The organism is Mucilaginibacter mallensis, assembly GCF_900105165.1.
GTDB classification, from domain to species: domain Bacteria; phylum Bacteroidota; class Bacteroidia; order Sphingobacteriales; family Sphingobacteriaceae; genus Mucilaginibacter; species Mucilaginibacter mallensis.
The window spans coordinates 694,515-712,553 of sequence record NZ_LT629740.1 but is presented as its reverse complement, the minus strand read 5'-3'; the positions used below and the strand labels follow the sequence as shown (position 1 = coordinate 712,553).

The 18,039-nt window shown below is 44.2% G+C and carries 10 protein-coding genes; 1 reads left to right on the top strand and 9 read right to left on the bottom strand.

Annotated features, from left to right (window positions below; translation table 11 throughout):
• Nucleotides 1–27 precede the first annotated feature (27 nt).
• Nucleotides 28–3,525 carry a family 43 glycosylhydrolase gene (locus BLU33_RS02915; RefSeq protein WP_091369016.1) on the top strand — a complete coding sequence of 1,166 codons (3,498 nt, stop codon included), beginning with the start codon at nt 28–30 and terminating at the stop codon, nt 3,523–3,525.
• 271 nt (nt 3,526–3,796) lie between these two features.
• Here BLU33_RS02915 and BLU33_RS02910 read toward each other — a convergent pair whose 3' ends face one another.
• The 9 genes from BLU33_RS02910 to BLU33_RS02870 all read right to left on the bottom strand — a co-directional run bounded on the left by BLU33_RS02910 (nt 3,797) and on the right by BLU33_RS02870 (nt 18,035).
• Nucleotides 3,797–4,012, bottom strand: a complete 216-nt coding sequence (locus BLU33_RS02910; RefSeq protein ID WP_091369012.1) for a hypothetical protein — start codon at nt 4,010–4,012, stop codon at nt 3,797–3,799.
• A gap of 196 nt (nt 4,013–4,208) precedes the next feature.
• The gene (locus BLU33_RS02905) at nt 4,209–6,494 is read right to left on the bottom strand and encodes a S9 family peptidase (protein WP_232009379.1); all 2,286 of its coding nucleotides are present in this window, start codon (nt 6,492–6,494) and stop codon (nt 4,209–4,211) included.
• A 364-nt stretch (nt 6,495–6,858) separates the two neighbouring features.
• On the bottom strand, nt 6,859–9,096 hold the full coding sequence (locus tag BLU33_RS02900; protein ID WP_091369007.1) for a putative Ig domain-containing protein: 2,238 nt from the start codon (nt 9,094–9,096) through the stop codon (nt 6,859–6,861).
• Between the two features lie 306 nt (nt 9,097–9,402).
• Nucleotides 9,403–10,845 carry an APC family permease gene (locus BLU33_RS02895; protein WP_091369003.1) on the bottom strand — a complete coding sequence of 481 codons (1,443 nt, stop codon included), beginning with the start codon at nt 10,843–10,845 and terminating at the stop codon, nt 9,403–9,405.
• A gap of 50 nt (nt 10,846–10,895) precedes the next feature.
• A complete protein-coding gene (locus BLU33_RS02890; RefSeq protein ID WP_091369000.1) occupies nt 10,896–12,722 on the bottom strand; it encodes a DUF885 family protein in 1,827 nt (608 codons plus the stop codon).
• A gap of 203 nt (nt 12,723–12,925) precedes the next feature.
• Nucleotides 12,926–13,828: an AraC family transcriptional regulator gene (locus BLU33_RS02885; RefSeq protein ID WP_091368997.1), complete on the bottom strand. Its 903-nt coding sequence runs from the start codon at nt 13,826–13,828 to the stop codon at nt 12,926–12,928.
• Nucleotides 13,829–14,145: 317 nt separating this feature from the next.
• Nucleotides 14,146–15,390 carry an NAD(P)/FAD-dependent oxidoreductase gene (locus BLU33_RS02880; RefSeq protein WP_091368994.1) on the bottom strand — a complete coding sequence of 415 codons (1,245 nt, stop codon included), beginning with the start codon at nt 15,388–15,390 and terminating at the stop codon, nt 14,146–14,148.
• 58 nt (nt 15,391–15,448) lie between these two features.
• Nucleotides 15,449–16,450: a 4-hydroxyproline epimerase gene (locus BLU33_RS02875; RefSeq protein WP_091368991.1), complete on the bottom strand. Its 1,002-nt coding sequence runs from the start codon at nt 16,448–16,450 to the stop codon at nt 15,449–15,451.
• A 1-nt stretch (nt 16,451) separates the two neighbouring features.
• Complete coding sequence (locus BLU33_RS02870) at nt 16,452–18,035, bottom strand: aldehyde dehydrogenase (NADP(+)) (RefSeq protein ID WP_091368988.1); 1,584 nt, start codon at nt 18,033–18,035, stop codon at nt 16,452–16,454.
• Between the last annotated feature and the right edge of the window lie 4 nt (nt 18,036–18,039).

The following is an 18,039-nucleotide window of genomic DNA, read 5'->3' as shown; positions in this document are numbered from 1 at the left end:
TCCTGGCATTTCTAATCCACCGGCAACATGCGTTTCATCTATTCATTTTTACTATTTAGCTGCTGTTTTTTAACCCCTTATTGTTTAATGGCGCAGGGTAATTACCAGTCACCGGGCAATAGCAACCCTATCATCCCCGGCTATTTTGCCGATCCTACTATAAAGAAATTTGGCGATACCTATTATATATATGCTACTACCGATGGTAATGGCGGCGGCCTGGGTCCATCTCAGGTGTGGACCTCAAAAGACTTTGTGAACTGGACCATGCAGGACATGAACTGGCCCACCACCCATAACTACTGGGCACCTGATGTGGCCTTTAGCAACGGCAAATACTATTTATACTACTGCCAGCCGACGGTTGAGGTTTACGGCGCGTCATCTGATACGCCGGTCGGCCCATGGACACCTCTTTTTCCAGATGGCAAGGCGGTTGTCCCTAATTACCTTGTACCAAAAGTTATAACACTCGACGGGCAAACTTTTAAGGATGACGACGGCAAGTATTACATGACCTGGGGTACCTGGGGAATCTATCCCGGTTTTGGCTGTGGTGTGGGCTTGTTAAACCCGGATATGCGGTCGTTCAGTAAAACGGCGCAAATCCCCAATACTTTGGCTAAGGACTTTTTTGAGGGATCGTTCCTATTTAAGCGCAAGGGTATTTATTATTTGATGTACTCATCAGGCTTTTGCGAAAATGAAACTTACCGTGTACAATATGCTATGAGCAAAACCAGCCCGATGGAGGGTTTTGCCTATGGCAAGAACAACCCTATACTGGCTACCAGTGTGGATGGTACCGTTCACGGGCCGGGGCATAATTCGGTGCTGCAGATTGGCGATGATTATTATATCATTTACCACAGGCATAATAACCCGCACTCGGGCGGTGGTTATAACAGGCAGGTTTGTGCCGACAAACTGGTTTTTGATGCTGATGGCAATATTGAAAAAGTAATCCCCACACATACAGGCGTAGGCTTTTTAGGCAAAAACACTAATCCATACCCTAACCTGGCTTATGTAAAAAAAGTCACTGCATCATCGTATTACAGTGCTGATTACAAACCAGAGTTTGCCGTTGATGATAACAACGGCACCTTGTGGAAACCCAAAGATAACAGCGCCAAAGCAGCATGGTTACAGGTTGATTTGGGTAAACTTACTCCCGTAAAACGAGTACTTACCCAATTTGAATATGCTACCTGGTATTATCAGTATTTAATAGAATATTCTGCAGATGGCAAAGTGTGGAAAATATTCTCGGATAAAAGAAATAACCACTGGCATGGTAGTCCGGCGGTGGATGAGGGTGATGTAAAAGCCCGGTATATAAAACTTACCATCACCAACACAGAATACCCCGGCTTGTACAAAGCGGCTTGGAATTTGAAAGTATTTGGCGATGGCCCAGCCCCTGTGGTGCCTGAGAATCTGCATCAGCAAGTAGCAGAAAAATATACCCAAAAGGGATTGCTAATCAATTTAGATGCGGCAGATCTGCAAGCGGGAGCACCCGTTAAGGAATGGAAAAATACTGGCGCGCTCGGTGGCCAATTTAAGACCGACGGCAAAGCTCTCGTTGCTGATTTTATTGCAGGTAAAAAGGCGCTTATATTCACCGGCAGGGAATCATTAGCATCAAGTTTTAACGTACCGCTTTCATTAGCAGGGAATAACAGCTATACAGTATCATTTTGGGCATATGCGCCTCAATTAAAGGATGATAACCCGCTGCTGGCCTGGAGCAATGATAACGACCAGCTGACTGCCGCAACATTCGGTTATGGCACCAATCGCGATTTTGGCGCGGCACAGCATTCCGGTTTTGCTGACATACCATATACACATAGCGCACAATTAGCCGGCAAATGGCACCATATAGCCATTACTTTTGACGGCACTTTTGAAAAGGTTTATGTGGATGGCACGCTCAACAACCAGGAAAACAAGATGCTGTTTGTAAAACGTGCCGCAAATTTTGTGTTGGGTAGTGATCATGACAGGCAGTCACACTTTTCTGGCGCTATTGTCTCCTTACAAGTGTATGACAGGCCATTAGCGGAACCGGCAATTAAGGCATTGTATACCAACGTTAAGCCATCGCGTATTGCGATATACCTTGATGCGGCTAAATTATCCTATGGAAAACTGCAAAACTGGGCCAATGAAGGCGATGCGGGTGAAAGCTTGAACGCTTCTAATGCCGTGCCGGTGGTTCAGGATGTTGCAGGCCGTATCAGCGTAAAGTTCCCTGAAAAAACTTCGTTAACATTAAGCGAGCCGCTTGCTTTAAAAAGTAATTACAGCATTGTAGCCAGCATGTTTGATACCAAGTCTGCCGCAGGTAGATGGCATTTAATTATCAAAACTTATAACGGTAATACCACTAAGAAATTTATTGACGGCGTGCCATCAGCCAACACCGATGCATTGAATATAAACGCGGCAGGTAATGCGATAGAAGGCCTTTCAGGCGCTATTGCAGGGCTGAGCGTGTACAGATATGCATTAAGCAATGATGAAATAAGAATGTTGAATAATGTGTGGCAGCAGAACCTGCATTTACCTATTGACAGCGCATTAGCCTTTAAACAAAATCCCAAAGCCCTTACAACCGGAATGGTGCGCATGGAGGCCGCAGATTATGCTAAGAACAGCAATAACAGCTTACAATATAATTTTACCAGGCTGGTTAATAATACCCCGGTTAAACAAAGCGGCTGGGTTGATGAGCCTTATTACATCGATTATGGCTTATCGGTAGATCAGCAGTATAGTTATGTATTTAAGGTGAGGGATAATGCGGGTAATGTTACGGGCGATAGCAAGGCGTTAAATGCTTCAACAGCATCAGCTCAGTTTACTGTTTGTACTGATGATTTTTCTAAGCAGAACGATTACCTATTATCGGGTGTAAATGGCTCGATATGGGATGGTTTTATTGGCAAAGGCGACAAGCAATCGGCACAGCATATTATAGCTAAAAACGACACATTAACGCTGGAATCAGATAATACTTATTGGGATGGCTCCGCACCTTACGGACCGTTCATCTACAAAAATGTGATCGGTGATTTTGTTGCCGAAGTGGAAGTAAGCAATGTAAGCGGATTAGCCGAAAAGAAGGTGGCAGGGAATAATGATGCGGGTTTAATGGTACGATTCGCCAACAATTTAGGCGACAGCACGCATACCGAACAATTGCTACAGAACAGCATTTTCCCGGCATGGAATGTAGGGAACATGTTTACCAATTTTGCCTACGGCGACCGCCGCCAGACCAACATCCAAACTGCCTGGAACTACAATAAATACCTGCAAATACAACGGGAAGGTAACTGGTTCTATGTGCGTACCAGCAGCGATAATGTTAACTGGGTTGATCTGCCCGGAAGTCCGGCTTTGCGAGTGGACCTTGATAAAAAACCGGTGCAGGTAGGTTTATACCAATGTACTTATGGGCCAAAAGGTGGCTTTGCAAGCTTTGCTGATTTTAGGTTGATACAGGGCAAATAATAAAATCCTCACTTTAGTTATTTGTTAGAATTTCTGTGAGCTTTGTGGTTAAACGCTACGAGTAAAAGGGAGCATTGGCATCGTGCGATTCCCGCCTCGGGGCGGGGAAGGGTGGGGTTTTCGCAGGCTTGTAAAGCGGTTAACCCCTCCCTGCCACTTCACGTTCAGCCGCACCCCTCCCCATGGGAGGGAATAAAAAATGCCCTCTTTAAAACACTATGGTAGTTAAACTTACCACAGGGAACACAAAGATTTTCACAGAGTGAAAAAATTACAGGTTGTCAATCTCACTAATTTTATCACTATCTACGCCCACCTTAATGGCTATTTGTTTCAGTAACAAATATTCCTTTTGCTTTAACGCTGCATTGCCATTAATATTAAATATCCGCTTAATGATCAAGGCAACCACTGTAATAAATAATATCCCGAAAATGAAGTAGAAGACAAACGTCGCTAGTGTTAAATAGATAATTGAGTCAGGCATGAGCGATAAGATTTAAGTGTAAGTTTAGCTATAATCAAAGCTAATACTTCTCCATCAAACAGTTAATAACATTTTAGTCAATATCAACTATAAATTACCCTTTACAAAAAAGGCCTTACCACATTCGCGGCAAGGCCTCAATTAACAATCAACCTATTATATTAACAAAACCAATTATTTGTTCATCTTTAAATTCTTAGTGCTCGCCTATGTCCCTGCCCGGAGCATCAACATGCAATAAGTGCTTTACAAAGAAATCACGTTTCTTTCTACGCCCGTATGGGCCACCATCTGTATGGTTAGCGCCGGGGACGGTTAGCAGATCAAAATCCTTGTTATTTTTTATCAGCGCGTCGGCAAAACGGTAGGTCGATTCCGGCGGAACATTTTGATCGGCCTCGCCAACAATCAGTAAAAGATTACCTTTTAGCTTGCCAGCGTTGGTTATGTTGCTTTGCTGCTCATAATGAGGCCCAACAGGGTAGCCCATCCACTGCTCGTTCCACCATTGTTTATCAATCCGGTTATCGTGGCAACCACATGCCGATACTGCTGCTTTATAAAACTCAGGATGGAACAACACTGCGGCTGCCGAATTTTGCCCGCCTGCTGAAGTACCATATATACCAACTCTTGTCGTATCAGCCTGCGGATACTGTTTAGCCATGGCCTTTATCCATAAAATACGATCGGCGAAGCCACCATCTGCCAGGTTTTTCCAACACACATCATGAAATGCTTTCGACCTGTTGGCTGTGCCCATACCATCCATCTGCACCACAATAAAGCCCAGCTCCGCAATGCTCTGCATTTCATTTATCGGCGAAAAGCTTTTCGGCACAAATGAATCCTGCGGACCGGCATAAATATCTTCGATGATTGGATAGGCCTTTGAACTATCAAAATTACTTGGGCGGTAGATCACGCCCCAAATATCTGTTTTGCCATCCCTGCCTTTTGCTACAAACACTTCGGGTAATTTTACACCTGTTGCCAGTAAGGGCTGCATATCGGTATGCTCTATCTCCGCTATTTTTTTGCGGCTGCCGGTTTCATGAAGCTCAGTAACCGGGGCAACATTTACTTCTGAATAGGTGTCTAAATAATATTTCCTGTCGGGAGAGAAAAATACGGTATGGTTACCTTTGGCCGGTGTCAGGTCAACCATATTTTTGCCATCGAAACCTATGCGGTAGTAGTGGATAAAATAAGGATCTTCACCTGCATTCATGCCGCTGGCCGTAAACCAGATCTCTCTTTTTTTGCTATCTACGCTATCAATATCACGTACTACCCAGTCGCCTTTGGTAATCAGTTTTTCGGTCCCGGTAACATCATTTACCAGGTAAATATGCCGCCAGCCGTCTTGCTCGGTTATCCAAACAATTTCGTGCGTATCGGGCAGGTAGCGGGTATAAATGCGCTGCTCGTAAATAAAGGTTTTTGTTTTTTCGTCGATGATATTACGGGTGTTACCATTGGTTACATCCACCTCAATAACTCTGAAACGCTGGTGGCCCCTGTCGACCCTTTCATAAGAATAGTAACGGCTGCTGCCTTTACGCCAGTGCGCTTCGGGCGCGCCAAAAAAGTCTATCTTATCAATATCAACCTTAATTTTGCGCTTCTCTGCAATACTGAAAATATAGGGCGTATAGCTAGTAAACTCATCGCCCGGCTGGTCGTATTCATGTGATTTTAATTGACCTCGCGTTGTACCCGGCACCGAGCTCAATACAAAATATACTTCCTTTGATTTTTTGGGATCGATAAGGTAACCGATCACATTTTTGCTATCAGGCGACCATGAAAATTCACCATAAGGATGATCCAGAGTGCCATCTTCGGTTATCTGCGATTCCTTGCCGCTGCCGATCTCCTTTACAAAAAGGTTACCGCCTTTGGCATATGCCGCCCATTTTTTATCAGGCGATATAGAATCTCTTTGTACCGATTCCCAGCGATAGGTACGGGATTGCAGGGGCTTTTCGTTATCGTAAAAATCGTGCAGGGTATCGGTTGTTTTAGTAACCTGGTAGGTGCTTAAATTGCACTGCAGCCAGGTGGTATCCTTTTTAAAGGTGATCGCGCTTTTATCAGCATTAAAAAACATTTTGCTGATGTTCAGCTTCGTCGCATCTGTTTTTTTGCCGGTTGCTGTTTTAATGCCCTCAACCAAACGCTGTTGGTCAAACACTTTTGATTTTACGCCTGTAACAGCGTTCATGTATTCGTATTCCTGCCCATTGCCTGCAAGACGCTTAACATACCAGAACGCGTCGCCCTGCCAGTTGGCATTGATGCGGCTATTTAGTGGAATTGTTTTAAGCGTTGAATCAAGCTTATTTTGCCTGATGTACGACTCCAAAATCTGCTGACTTGTTGGGTAATACGGTACAACTTTTTGCTGCTGCGCGTACATGGCCTGCGTAACCATAAGGGCAGACACGCTCAACAACAAACGTGGTGATAAAAAACGCATACTATATAATGTAGTTTTAGATATGAAGCTAAATTACGAATAAGCAAAACCCTATTCCTCAATAATTTAGCTAATGATTATTATAATTTACCCTTAATTAATTGCTTGTATAGAACTCATAAGTGTTCGGAAGATGAAAGAGGCAGCATCGGCCCTGTGCGATTCCCGCCTTAGGGCGGGGAAGGGTGGGATTTAACAGCTTATTTGGTGTATAAACCCCTCCCTGCCACTTCACATCCAATCACACCCCTCCCGTGGGGAGGGAATTAAAAAAGGAAAATGTAATTTTCCGAACACCTATGATATAGAACTAAAGAATATAATTACTAACGAAAACATCCATATTACCAATAAAACTCCCCCTTCAGGGGGTCGGGGGGCTCGTAACCTTAATGAGCCTTACCCCATGAGGCGGAATATTGAATGAAACGTCGCTTAAATGCTTGCCCAGATCCTTTTGTCGCCATATATCCCTGATGGTTGACAGCTGATTGATCCCGGCTTTGCTTAACTTAAGCCCGTAGCTTGCATAGGCGTTGTTTAAATTAAATATGCCTATTACATGACTCCCATCGGCCATGGTTTTTACCCATACCTGGAAATTATTTTCCTCGATCACCTTTTTAGCTTGTTGCCCGGCTACATCCTGGTCAACATCAATTACCTCTTTGTTTTTTAGCAGGTTAAGAGTAAAATCATCCAGCTTGCTGATATCGCAGCCAATAAGCAAGGGGGCAGATAGCATCGACCACAAGCTGATATGGGTATATTGCTCATAAGGCGTTAAACGAGTGGGGTGCAAGCTTTCGCCCCAGCCTACCATGCCTACTATCAGCATATCGGGGTCGTTCCAGCCACCGGGGTGCGCATAGGGGTATAAATTATCTTGTTTAAAACCAATATCATAAAGGCTTTCCCAGGTGTCGGTAATATCTTCGGTAGTGCGCCACAGGTTGCCGTTCATTTCCGCGCCCCATTTCCAAACATCCTTGATACCGTATTGGCACAGACTGTAAACAATGTCCCTCTGCTGCTTTTTCAATGCATCGCGCATAATGATGTAAGGCTTTTGCTGGATAGCTAACGAGGTATCTTCGCCAATAATATCGGTATAGCTGCACAGGTCGTATTTTAAATAATCGACTCCCCATTTCTGATAGGTTGATGCGTCCTGCCCCTCATGGCCCAATGAGCCTAAAAATCCGCCACAGGTTTTTGTGCCTGGAGATGAGTAGATCCCGAACTTTAAACCCTGCCCGTGAAGATATGTACCCAGGGCCGCCATATCCGGAAATTTATCATTAGCCACTATCTCGCCTGATGCTGCCCGCTGTGGTGCCTGCCAGCCATCATCAACATTAATATAGCTCCAACCATAATCAGCCAATCCTTTTTCAATCAGCGCATTGGCCGAACTTTTTACCTTTTCGGCACTTACGCTTAGTCCCCAGCAATTCCAGCTGTTCCAGCCCATTGGTGGCGTTAATGCCAGTTTATCGCCTACTTTAATAGTGAATACTTTTTGGTATTTACCTATGCTGTTGGTTGCCGTAAGCATTACGGGGTACGAACCATTTGCGCCGATAGCACCAGAGATGATCCCTGTTTTGGCATCCAGGGTTAAGCCATTTGGCAAGCCGCTCACGCTGTAATTTATAGGTCTTGCGCCGCTTACAGGGATCCTGTATAAAATAGCATGCCCTGCCATAGCGCCCAAAACAGCCGGACCATTAATAACCGGACTGTTCGATGCAATTGGCGTTAATATATAGGGAGCAACTTCGGTAAAGCTTTTGCCCTTGCCTGATGTTTTTTCTGTATAATCATACGTTAACTCTATCCCCTCACGGTGCGGAAAATCAAGTGTGAACTCCTTTGATGCAAACGGTGCTAAAACAGTAATAACATTAGCTTCTTTTAGGGTGATATGCTGCGCCGCATCAATTATTTTATAGTGAAAGGTACCGGTGATAGTCGTATTGAACTTGTTTTGCAGCAGTAGTTTACGCTGCGCCTTATCACCGGGTAAAAAGCTGATCGCTTTGGCCGTAAACTCAATGCCGTCGGTTTTTTCGAGCATATCAATAAATGGTTCGCCCATAAATATGCCGCCTGTGCCGCCGCCGTCGTAAACATTTACGGCTATCACATTATCCGCATCCCATTTTATAAGGTTACTATTAGCCGGAATGCAATAGCTGCGAACGGCGGGCCATTTGCTTACATAACCACCCTTATCATCAGGGAACGAGCCGATCTTGCCGATCTTCACCCCGTTAAAATAGGTTTCATCAACATCGTTAACATGGGCAAGGTAAATACGCAGACTATCGGCCCAAATGGCGCTCTTTTTTAATGATGAGGGGATATGAACATGGATGCGGTACCAGGCATAGCCATGATAATCCGGATAACCCTGACTTTGCCAAACCTCACCTAGTTTTTGCATTTTCCAGGCCTGGTCATTGAAAGTAATGTCCCTATAGTTATCCTGCGTACCGGTTATAAAACGTGCCGAATCCGGCTTTATGAAATGGGTATTTTGTGCCAGACAAATATTTAAACAGGCACTTATAAACAGCGTAAGTATAAATTTATACATGAGTAGGTTTTCAGCTTAATTGTAAGACCAAATTTAGGCTTAACGTACGTGTGTTTATGGCTCTATTTTAGTAAATAGACACTTTATATTAACCGAAATCCTTAGCGCTCTTTGTGAAAAGCTTTGTGTTCTTTGTGGTTAGTTTTTTACCACAGAGGACGCGAAGGTTTGCACAGAGGAACACAGAGTGAAAATTATCTTGAGTGTGGGGTCACCCTGAGGCACTCGAAGGGTGGGCGCAGAGGCCTTTGCCCGCATGCTTCGAGTGCCTCAGCATGACCTCTGCTTTTTATCTTCAGAGAGACATTAAATATCTGCTGGTTTTTGATTACGCATAATCAGGTAATAGGCAGGTATGCCTGCAAGGGTAATGATCAATCCAGGCCAGGTGTAGTTTGGCTTGAATTTGATCAGCAGGATGCAGAATGCCAGTCCCATGATGATATATAATATTGGCAAAACAGGATAGCCAAAAGCTTTATAAGGCCTCTCGGCATTCGGGTGTTTTTTACGGAGAATGAAAATGCCGATGATGGTCAGCATGTAAAATACTACTACTACAAAGGAAATCATATCCAGCAGATCGCCGTATTTGCCGCTTAAGCTCCACAAACAAGCAAATATGCACTGGATCCATAAGCCATAACCCGGTACCGAGTTTTTGTTGAGCGTTGCCGCTTTGTTAAAGAACAGTTTATCCTTAGCCATAGAGTAATATACCCTCGCGCCAGCCATAATTAAACCATTATTACAGCCAAATGTTGATACCATGATCATCAGCGCGATAATTACCGTACCTATATTACCGAATATGGATTGTGATGCTGCTACACCCACCCTGTCCTTAGCTGCATAAGCAATTTCGTGCAGGGGCAAAACAGCGGTGTAAACAATGTTTGCCGCCACATAAATAATGGTTACGATCAGTGTACCGAAGAACAAGCTCAAAGCGATATCCCGTTTAGGGTTTCTCAATTCACCGGCTATAAAGGTTACGTTGTTCCATGAGTCGCTGCTAAAAATGGAGCCTACCATTGAGGATGCGATAGCACCTAAAGCGGCAATTGTTGTATAGGTTGAAAAACTGCCGTCCTTATTCAGGCTGTGCAGGCTCCAGGCGTTGGTCCAGTTGGCATGCCATACATCGCCCTTTAGGGCAATAAAACCAAAAACAATCAGCCCGAATAAACTCAGCAACTTGGTTAAAGTAAACGTAGTTTGTATCAGCTTACCACTTTTTATACCCCGGGTATTAATGAACGTGAGCAGGAAAATTAATATGATGGATACCAGTTGTGCGGCGCTAAAAGTAAAAAAGCGCGCCTGCCCGGCGCTATCCACACCCATTTGTATTTTTAACAGGATATTATCCTCACTTACCGCCGGAACAAGATAGGCCATAAACTTAGAGAACGCTACCCCTACCGCGGCTATGGTTGCCGTTTGTATCACGGTAAAAAAGCTCCATCCGTATAAAAAACCTACCAGTGGATTGTATGCCTCTTTTAAATACACGTATTGACCGCCAGCCTTTGGGTACATTGCACTCAGCTCGCCATAGCTTAAGGCCGCTGTGAGGGTCATAAAGCCGGTTATCAGCCAAACAAATATCAGCCAGCCTGCACTGCCCACATTACGGGTTATATCGGCGCTTACTATAAATATACCGGAGCCAATCATACTGCCCGCCACCAGCATGGTAGCGTCAATCAGTCGTAACGATGGCTTAAATGAGGGATTATGATCCATTTATAAATCAGGGGGATTAAATATCAGGGGTATCAATTAAAATCTATTAATTACTTGTTGAAATCGTAAAACTTCCAGTTGGTACTATAATCCTTGTTTAAAGGCGTGCCTTCAAGGGTTGCCCTCACCAGTTCAACAGGTATAAGACCTTCCTTTACAACCGCATCATGAAATTGCTTGTAGGTCATTTTACCACCATCAACCAGCTCGTGTTTCAAACTCATTAATTGCAGGGCACCGGTTAAATAGGCAACCTGGTACAGCGGACTGTAATCACCCTTAAACGATCTTCTAACTTCGCCTATGGCATTCGCCCGCTCGTGGCCTACGCTATCCACCAAAAAGTCGATACATTGCTGAGGAGTCCAGTTGCCTAAATGGTAATTGAGCGAGAATATGATGCGCGCGCAGCGGTGCATACGCCAGAACAACATCCCTATACGCTGTTCAGGTGTTTTTGCAAAACCCTGATCGTACAGTAATAGCTCCCAGTACACGGCCCAGCCTTCACCTGCAAATGGTGTAGCAAAATCCTGGCGGTATGATTTGTAACGGCTATTGATAAAATATTGCAGGTTATGCCCCGGCAAAAGCTCATGCTGTACTGTCCCCCTTGAAAAATAGGGGTTATTACCGCGCATGCTCATCAGCTTATCCCCTTCTTCCATTGATCCGGTTGGATAGGAAACGCTGATCTCGCGGCCACCTGTAAAAAACGGGTTTACCAGTTGCCTTTGCGGTGTCATCATGATCATGCCCCAGGTTTCCTCGGCAAGCGGCGGTATGGTTATCAGGTCGCGGGCTTTAATAAAGTCCAGTGCGTCATTACTTAATTGCACAATGGTTGCAGGTTGTTGCCCGGCTGGCACATAACTATTCTTCACTTTCTCTAAGGCCTTCTTCCAATCGTTGCCATAACCCATTTCGTTTGATGCCTTCAGCATTTCCTTATTGCACCAGGCAAATTCCTTGTTCGCCAGTTTTATGAGTTCCTCGGGTGTATAAGGGATCATTTCCGCATCCATCTGACTGATCAGCGCTTCGCGACCTATCGGCACGCCTTTTATCCCGCTGCTATCAGGCTTTTGCGTAGTATGCAGCTTTCCTTTTTTAATGATCTGTTTGCTGTATAAGGTTAGCGTGCTATCTAAAATTTTATATGGCGCAGGTACCCACCAGGTAAATTGTGGATCGTAATTATTATAGAAATCGTAGAAATTCTTCAGCCTGCTTTTTAAGCCGATAACTGCTTCCCTGGCTTTTCTTGCCAGCGGCATATCCAGCGATGGCACTTTATTAAATGAAGCTGTATCAATTTTAAGCTCCTTTAAAATATCATTAAGTTTAGCAGCTACTGTCTGGCCATCCATCGTAACACCGCGTCTGCGCTGTGCTTCCAGCAGGTAAATATCATTGGCAAAGGGCATGTATTGTTTTATACTGTTGTATTGATCCTCTTCCTTGTGCAGATCGATCAACGCTAAGTTTATTTTTTTCTTTAGCAGGATGTAATCCACCTTGCCGTATACACTCATGGCATCAAAATCTACCTGAGCCAATTGTTTCAGATAATCATTATTTACCTCGATTAGCCTTTTACGCTGTTCGGGCGAGCTTAGTACCTGGTCTTTAAACTGTTCTTCGTTATTCGGATCAAGTACATAGGGCCAGTAAAAATCATTAATGGCGCTGATGTCCTGCCCGTACTGTATAATCTTGCCGCTTACCTCGCTGGCCTGCTCATACATGCTAACAGGCACGGCAGCTTTTTGTGCCTGGGACTTGCTATGGATAGTTAGCAGCAGGCATAATATTAAGCCCGGAACAGTAAATAATTTATGAGTAATACGTAATGGAGTTTTTTTACAACAGATCATATAAAATCGGGGGAAACGTGCTGAATATTTTTGTGTACTTGTATTAATGCGTAGCAAAAATAAAAGTATATGCGGCCCTATAATTACCTAACTTATCCGCTATTAACAGCTTTTTAACCAATATTATCTATAGCGTTATAAAGCATAGGTATTCCCTGCCGGGGATAACGACTTCATGCCACAAGTACAGAGGTACTATTAAATTAGCTTGCTAATTTTGAAAGGCTGTTAACGTTATTATGGTAATTCTCCAGGTATTCGCGCGGGGAAGTGCCGATAACACATTTAAATACGCGGTTAAAATTTGTGATGCTTTTAAAGCCACATTTATAAGCTACGGTTGATATACTCTCGAACTTATGCGCGGTGAGTTTTTTACAAGCCTCGTTTATTCTGATCTCACTTAAAAAGGAAATAAAGGTGTGCCCCGTATGTTTTTTGAAATAACGGCAGAATGATTCGGGGGTCATGTAGGCCGCTTTGGCAACATCCTCTAAGGTGATGGCCTCGCTGTAATTCTGCATAATAAAGTTGTAGATATTACCTATCCTGATGCCCTCATTTTCCGTAATTGCAGGCAGATCGCCGTATGATGACAAGGGATCGAGTTTTGTATCTATTGTGATGAGGCTTTTTATCAGGTTAAAGAACTGTATCAATTGTTCCGGGCCCGAAGCGCCTTTAACGGCATTCATGGCATGGGAAACCGGGCTAAAGTTATCCGCGGGAATTTTAAAGCCCTGCTGGTGTTGTTGCAGGAAGATCCTGAATGATTTTAATTCGGGCAGATTAAATAACGCTGCTAAAATACCATCAGGATTAAAGAAAAGTGTAAACGCTTTTATCGACCTGCCACTGTCGCTGTTAAAGTATTCCGGATTGCTTTTAAACACATGCGGAAGATTAGCACCAAGCAAAAAGATATCACCCGCTGCATAGTCATGCATGTTATTGCCAACAATTAATGTACCCTCGCCCTGCTGTATCCAGGTTATCTGCGTTTCGGTATGGCGGTGCAGATAAGGATAATGGTAAGGCAACTCCACCTGCTCTGTAATAACACTCTTATCATAGGCTACCGGGATGGTAAATTGTAATACTTTCATGGCGCTAAAGTTTTAATTAATCATTGTTTGAATTTACAATTAATTAACCTAAAAATACACTTATTTATTAAAAAAGGGTAAAATATAAGAAGAGTTGGCTAAAATACATACCTGTTCACCCATTCATCACCCAATAAATAAGATATATACGTGTTATTTACACGCTTATATACTTATCTATCTTATATACCCGGTAGATAATTTTGCCAATAGCCTATATTGCATTATAAAATATTAATTACGCAATAAATCTATACATAATTCCACAAAAAAGGCAGGCTATTTTATAGCCTGCCCGTTAAATTATAGTCAGTAAATTAAAACCTGTCCGGAGAAAATGCCGCTGTATTGATGCTGGTTTTTGAGCCGTTAATCAGCTCGCTTACCAACAAACCGGTTGCAGGCCCAAGGCTTAAACCCATCATACCATGACCGGTTGCCACCACCAGATTTTTATATTTATTGCTGATACCGATATAAGGCAAACCATCAGGTGATGATGGCCTGAAACCAAACCAGATATCCTTTTCGGCAGGTAATTCCGGCTTAAGACCAGGAAGATATTTTGGGATCGACTCCACAATACCTTTTACCCTTTGCATATTAATACGGCTGTTGATCTTATCCAACTCCATGGTACCACCGTAGCGCAGGCTGCCGTTCATGGGCGTAATAGCTACCCTTGCCTCGGCCAGCAAAGCCGGTATATGCATACGCTGCTTTGGTTCTTCAACCATAAATGAATAACCTTTGCCCGGCATTAACGGCGCTTTAATATTAGCCAGTTTTGCAATAGCCGGCGACCATGAGCCACCCGCGATAATATAATTATCGGCTGTCCATTCCTTATTCCCGGTAAAAACTTTGGTGATCGTATTGCCCGAAGTTTCAATTTTAGTTACCTCGTGGTTACGTACAATATCAACCCCTTTAAATGTTAAATGCTTTAGCAGGGCCGCTATTAAATGGTTAGGGTATAAATGCGCATCGCAACGATAATGTACGGCGCCTAATACGTCCAGTTCCAGTTCGGGTTGCAGGGCTTTACATTCAGCGGCATTAAGTATCGCCATATCTAAACCCAGTTCGCGGCCTTTTTCGGCCAGGTGTGCTTCTTCCTCGCCTGCTTTTTCTGTTTTGTAGAACATTAAAATACCGTTCTCTTTCAAACCAAACTCAAAACCGGGCTCTTTAGCCAATTCACGGTAAAGGTTTTTGCTTAACAGCGATAATTCTGTTAATGGCTTCGCCGAATTTTCCACATGCTTTTCATTGGCATTCTTCAGGAATTTGATCCCCCAGGAGATCAGGTCGGGATTGAGCGATGGCTTTACGTAAAAAGGGCTTTTACTGTTAAACATCCATTTCACACCCTGACTTATCATGCCCGGCGCAGCCAGCGGCACAAAATGGCTCGGGACGATCATACCCGCATTACCGAAAGAGCAATTATCCGTCAGATCACCTTTATCTAATATGGTAACCTGATGCCCTGCCTTATTTAAATAATATGCAGAGCTTAGCCCCATTATCCCGCCACCTATAATTAATACTTTAGACATTGTAAAACTTGTATAGGACTTAGCCAGGCTAAATCCGAAAAAAATAAAAAATCAGTTATTATATTACCTGGAAACCGTGTGCATACGGATCGTCGTCGTCAATTTTTATGGTATTGTAGCCATAAACCTTGGCCCAGCCTTCAATTGACGGGACAATGGCATCTATCTCGCCAATTTTAACCACATCCTCAACCCTGCCGGTAAACTTGCTGCCTATGATACTTTCATGTACAAATACATCGCCTTTTTTCAGCTTGCCTTTAGCATGCCATTGCGCCATCCTTGCCGATGTGCCGGTGCCGCATGGTGAGCGGTCGATCGCCTTATCGCCATAAAAAACAGCATTGCGTGCCGTTGCCTCGGGTGATAATGTTTCGCCGGCCCAAAGTATATGCGTGCAGGTATTGATGGTCGGGTTTTGCGGATGCACAAAAGTGTAAAGCTCATTAATACGCTCGCGCAGGGTACGGCTCCAGCCTATCAGTTGTCCGGCTGTATAATCTTCAATTCCTTTAAAATTAGGCTGAGGATCAATTATAGCATAATAGTTACCGCCGTAAGCCACATCAAAGGTTAATGTTCCCAGGTCTGGGCATACTACCTTTAGGTTTTCGGCAGCCAGGTATGATGGTACATTGGTAAGCTTTACCGAGGTAACTTTTTTACCCTCCTGTTTATATTCAATAATAACCAGGCCTGCGGGTGCTTCCATCCTGATTACGCCCGGCACTTTTGGCGTGATGAGACCCTCTTCAACAGCAATGGTGATGGTGCCGATGGTACCATGACCGCACATTGGCAGGCAGCCGCTGGTTTCAATAAACAGCACAGCTACATCATTATCAGGATTATGGGGCGGATATAAAATACTGCCCGACATCATATCATGCCCGCGGGGTTCAAACATCAGCCCGGTACGGATCCAGTCATATTCTTTTAAAAAATGCTGGCGCTTCTCGCTCATGTTATCGCCTTTAAGCGTAGGGCCGCCACCGGCTACTAACCGTACCGGGTTACCGCAGGTATGCGCATCGATACAAAAAAAAGTTTTACTGCCCATATTATTCTTTAGTCCAGTTATTATTTACTTGCCGCCAGATGTTCAGCGGGTTATTACTTTGCAATTCGGGTGGTAAAAGGCTGTCGTCCCAATCCTGCCAGGCTACAGGCCTTACAAAACGGTAAATAGCCCCGGTACCCACTGATGTAAACCTGCTATCGCTGGTTGACGGGAACGGGCCGCCGTGCTGCATTGCCGCGCAAACTTCAACACCGGTTGGCACACCATTTAATATAACGCGGCCGGATATTTCTGTTAAAGCGTTTAAAACACTTGTATATTGAGGTAACTCCTCTTTCTGAGCCATTACCGTAGTAGTAAGCTGTCCATCAAGCGAAGCTATTACCTGCTCCAATTCTGCTATATCATCAGCCACTACCAACAGCGACCACGGGCCAAATATTTCTTCGCTGAATTTTTTATTGGCGATGAAATTTTTAGCTGATACAGTGGCAACCGTAGCTACCGATTGATTTACCTTTTCGGTATTGATCAATTTTGATTTTGCGATCAGTTCGATGCCGTTTTCAGCAAGTGTTTCTTCAGCCAGCGTACCATAGTTTTTCCAGATGCCCGGAGTTAGCATGGTTGCTGATGGCACGAGCTCAATTGCCCCGCCCAATGCTGTTATAAAACGATCCAATCCTGCTGATCGTATGGCCAGGATCAAGCCCGGGTTAGTACAAAACTGACCAGCACCTAAAGTTATAGAACCTGCATATTTCGCGACCAGGACCTCAGGCTGCGCATCCAATATGCCAGGCAGTAAAACAACAGGATTAATACTGCCCATCTCCGTAAATACCGGGATGAGCGATTTACGTTCCTGTGCCAGTTTTATCAACGCCATACCACCTTTGTAGGAACCTGTAAAGGCTACGGCTTTGGTTTGCTCATGCTTTACCAGTGCCGCGCCTACGGTGTAGCCGCTATCAAATAAAAGTGAGAAAACGCCATCGGGCATACCTGTTTCTTTTGCCGCTTTGCTAATGGCTGCGCCAACCAGCGCACTTGTGCCTGGGTGCGCCGGGTGAACCTTCACAATTACCGGGCAACCCGCCGCCAGTGCAGAGGCAGTATCGCCACCGGCTACTGAAAATGCCAGCGGGAAGTTACTCGCGCCAAACACTACCACCGGACCAATAGCCGTCAGCATCCTGCGGATATCTGATCTTGGTATAGGTACTCGGTCGAGTTGCGCGGTATCAATAACGGCATCAACCCATGAGCCTTCCTCCACCATATCAGCAAACATGCGTAGCTGGCCTGTTGTGCGGCCCATTTCACCTATTATCCTGCCTACGGGCAAACCACTTTCGGCTACGGCCCTGTTTATCAGCACATCGCCTAAAGCAGCAATCTCATTTGCTATAGCTCTTAAAAATTTGGCTTTAGTTGCCGGCATGGTATTTTTATAAACCTTAAATGCTGCAGTAGCAGCATTTAAGGTTTTATCAATAATTAAAGTATCGGCTTCATAAAATTCACCGCTTAGCTTTTCCCCTGTTGAGGGATCTGCTACTGTGAATGCCTGCCCCTCAATCTCTGTATAATTACAGGCTATTATATTATTACCGTTTATCATTTAA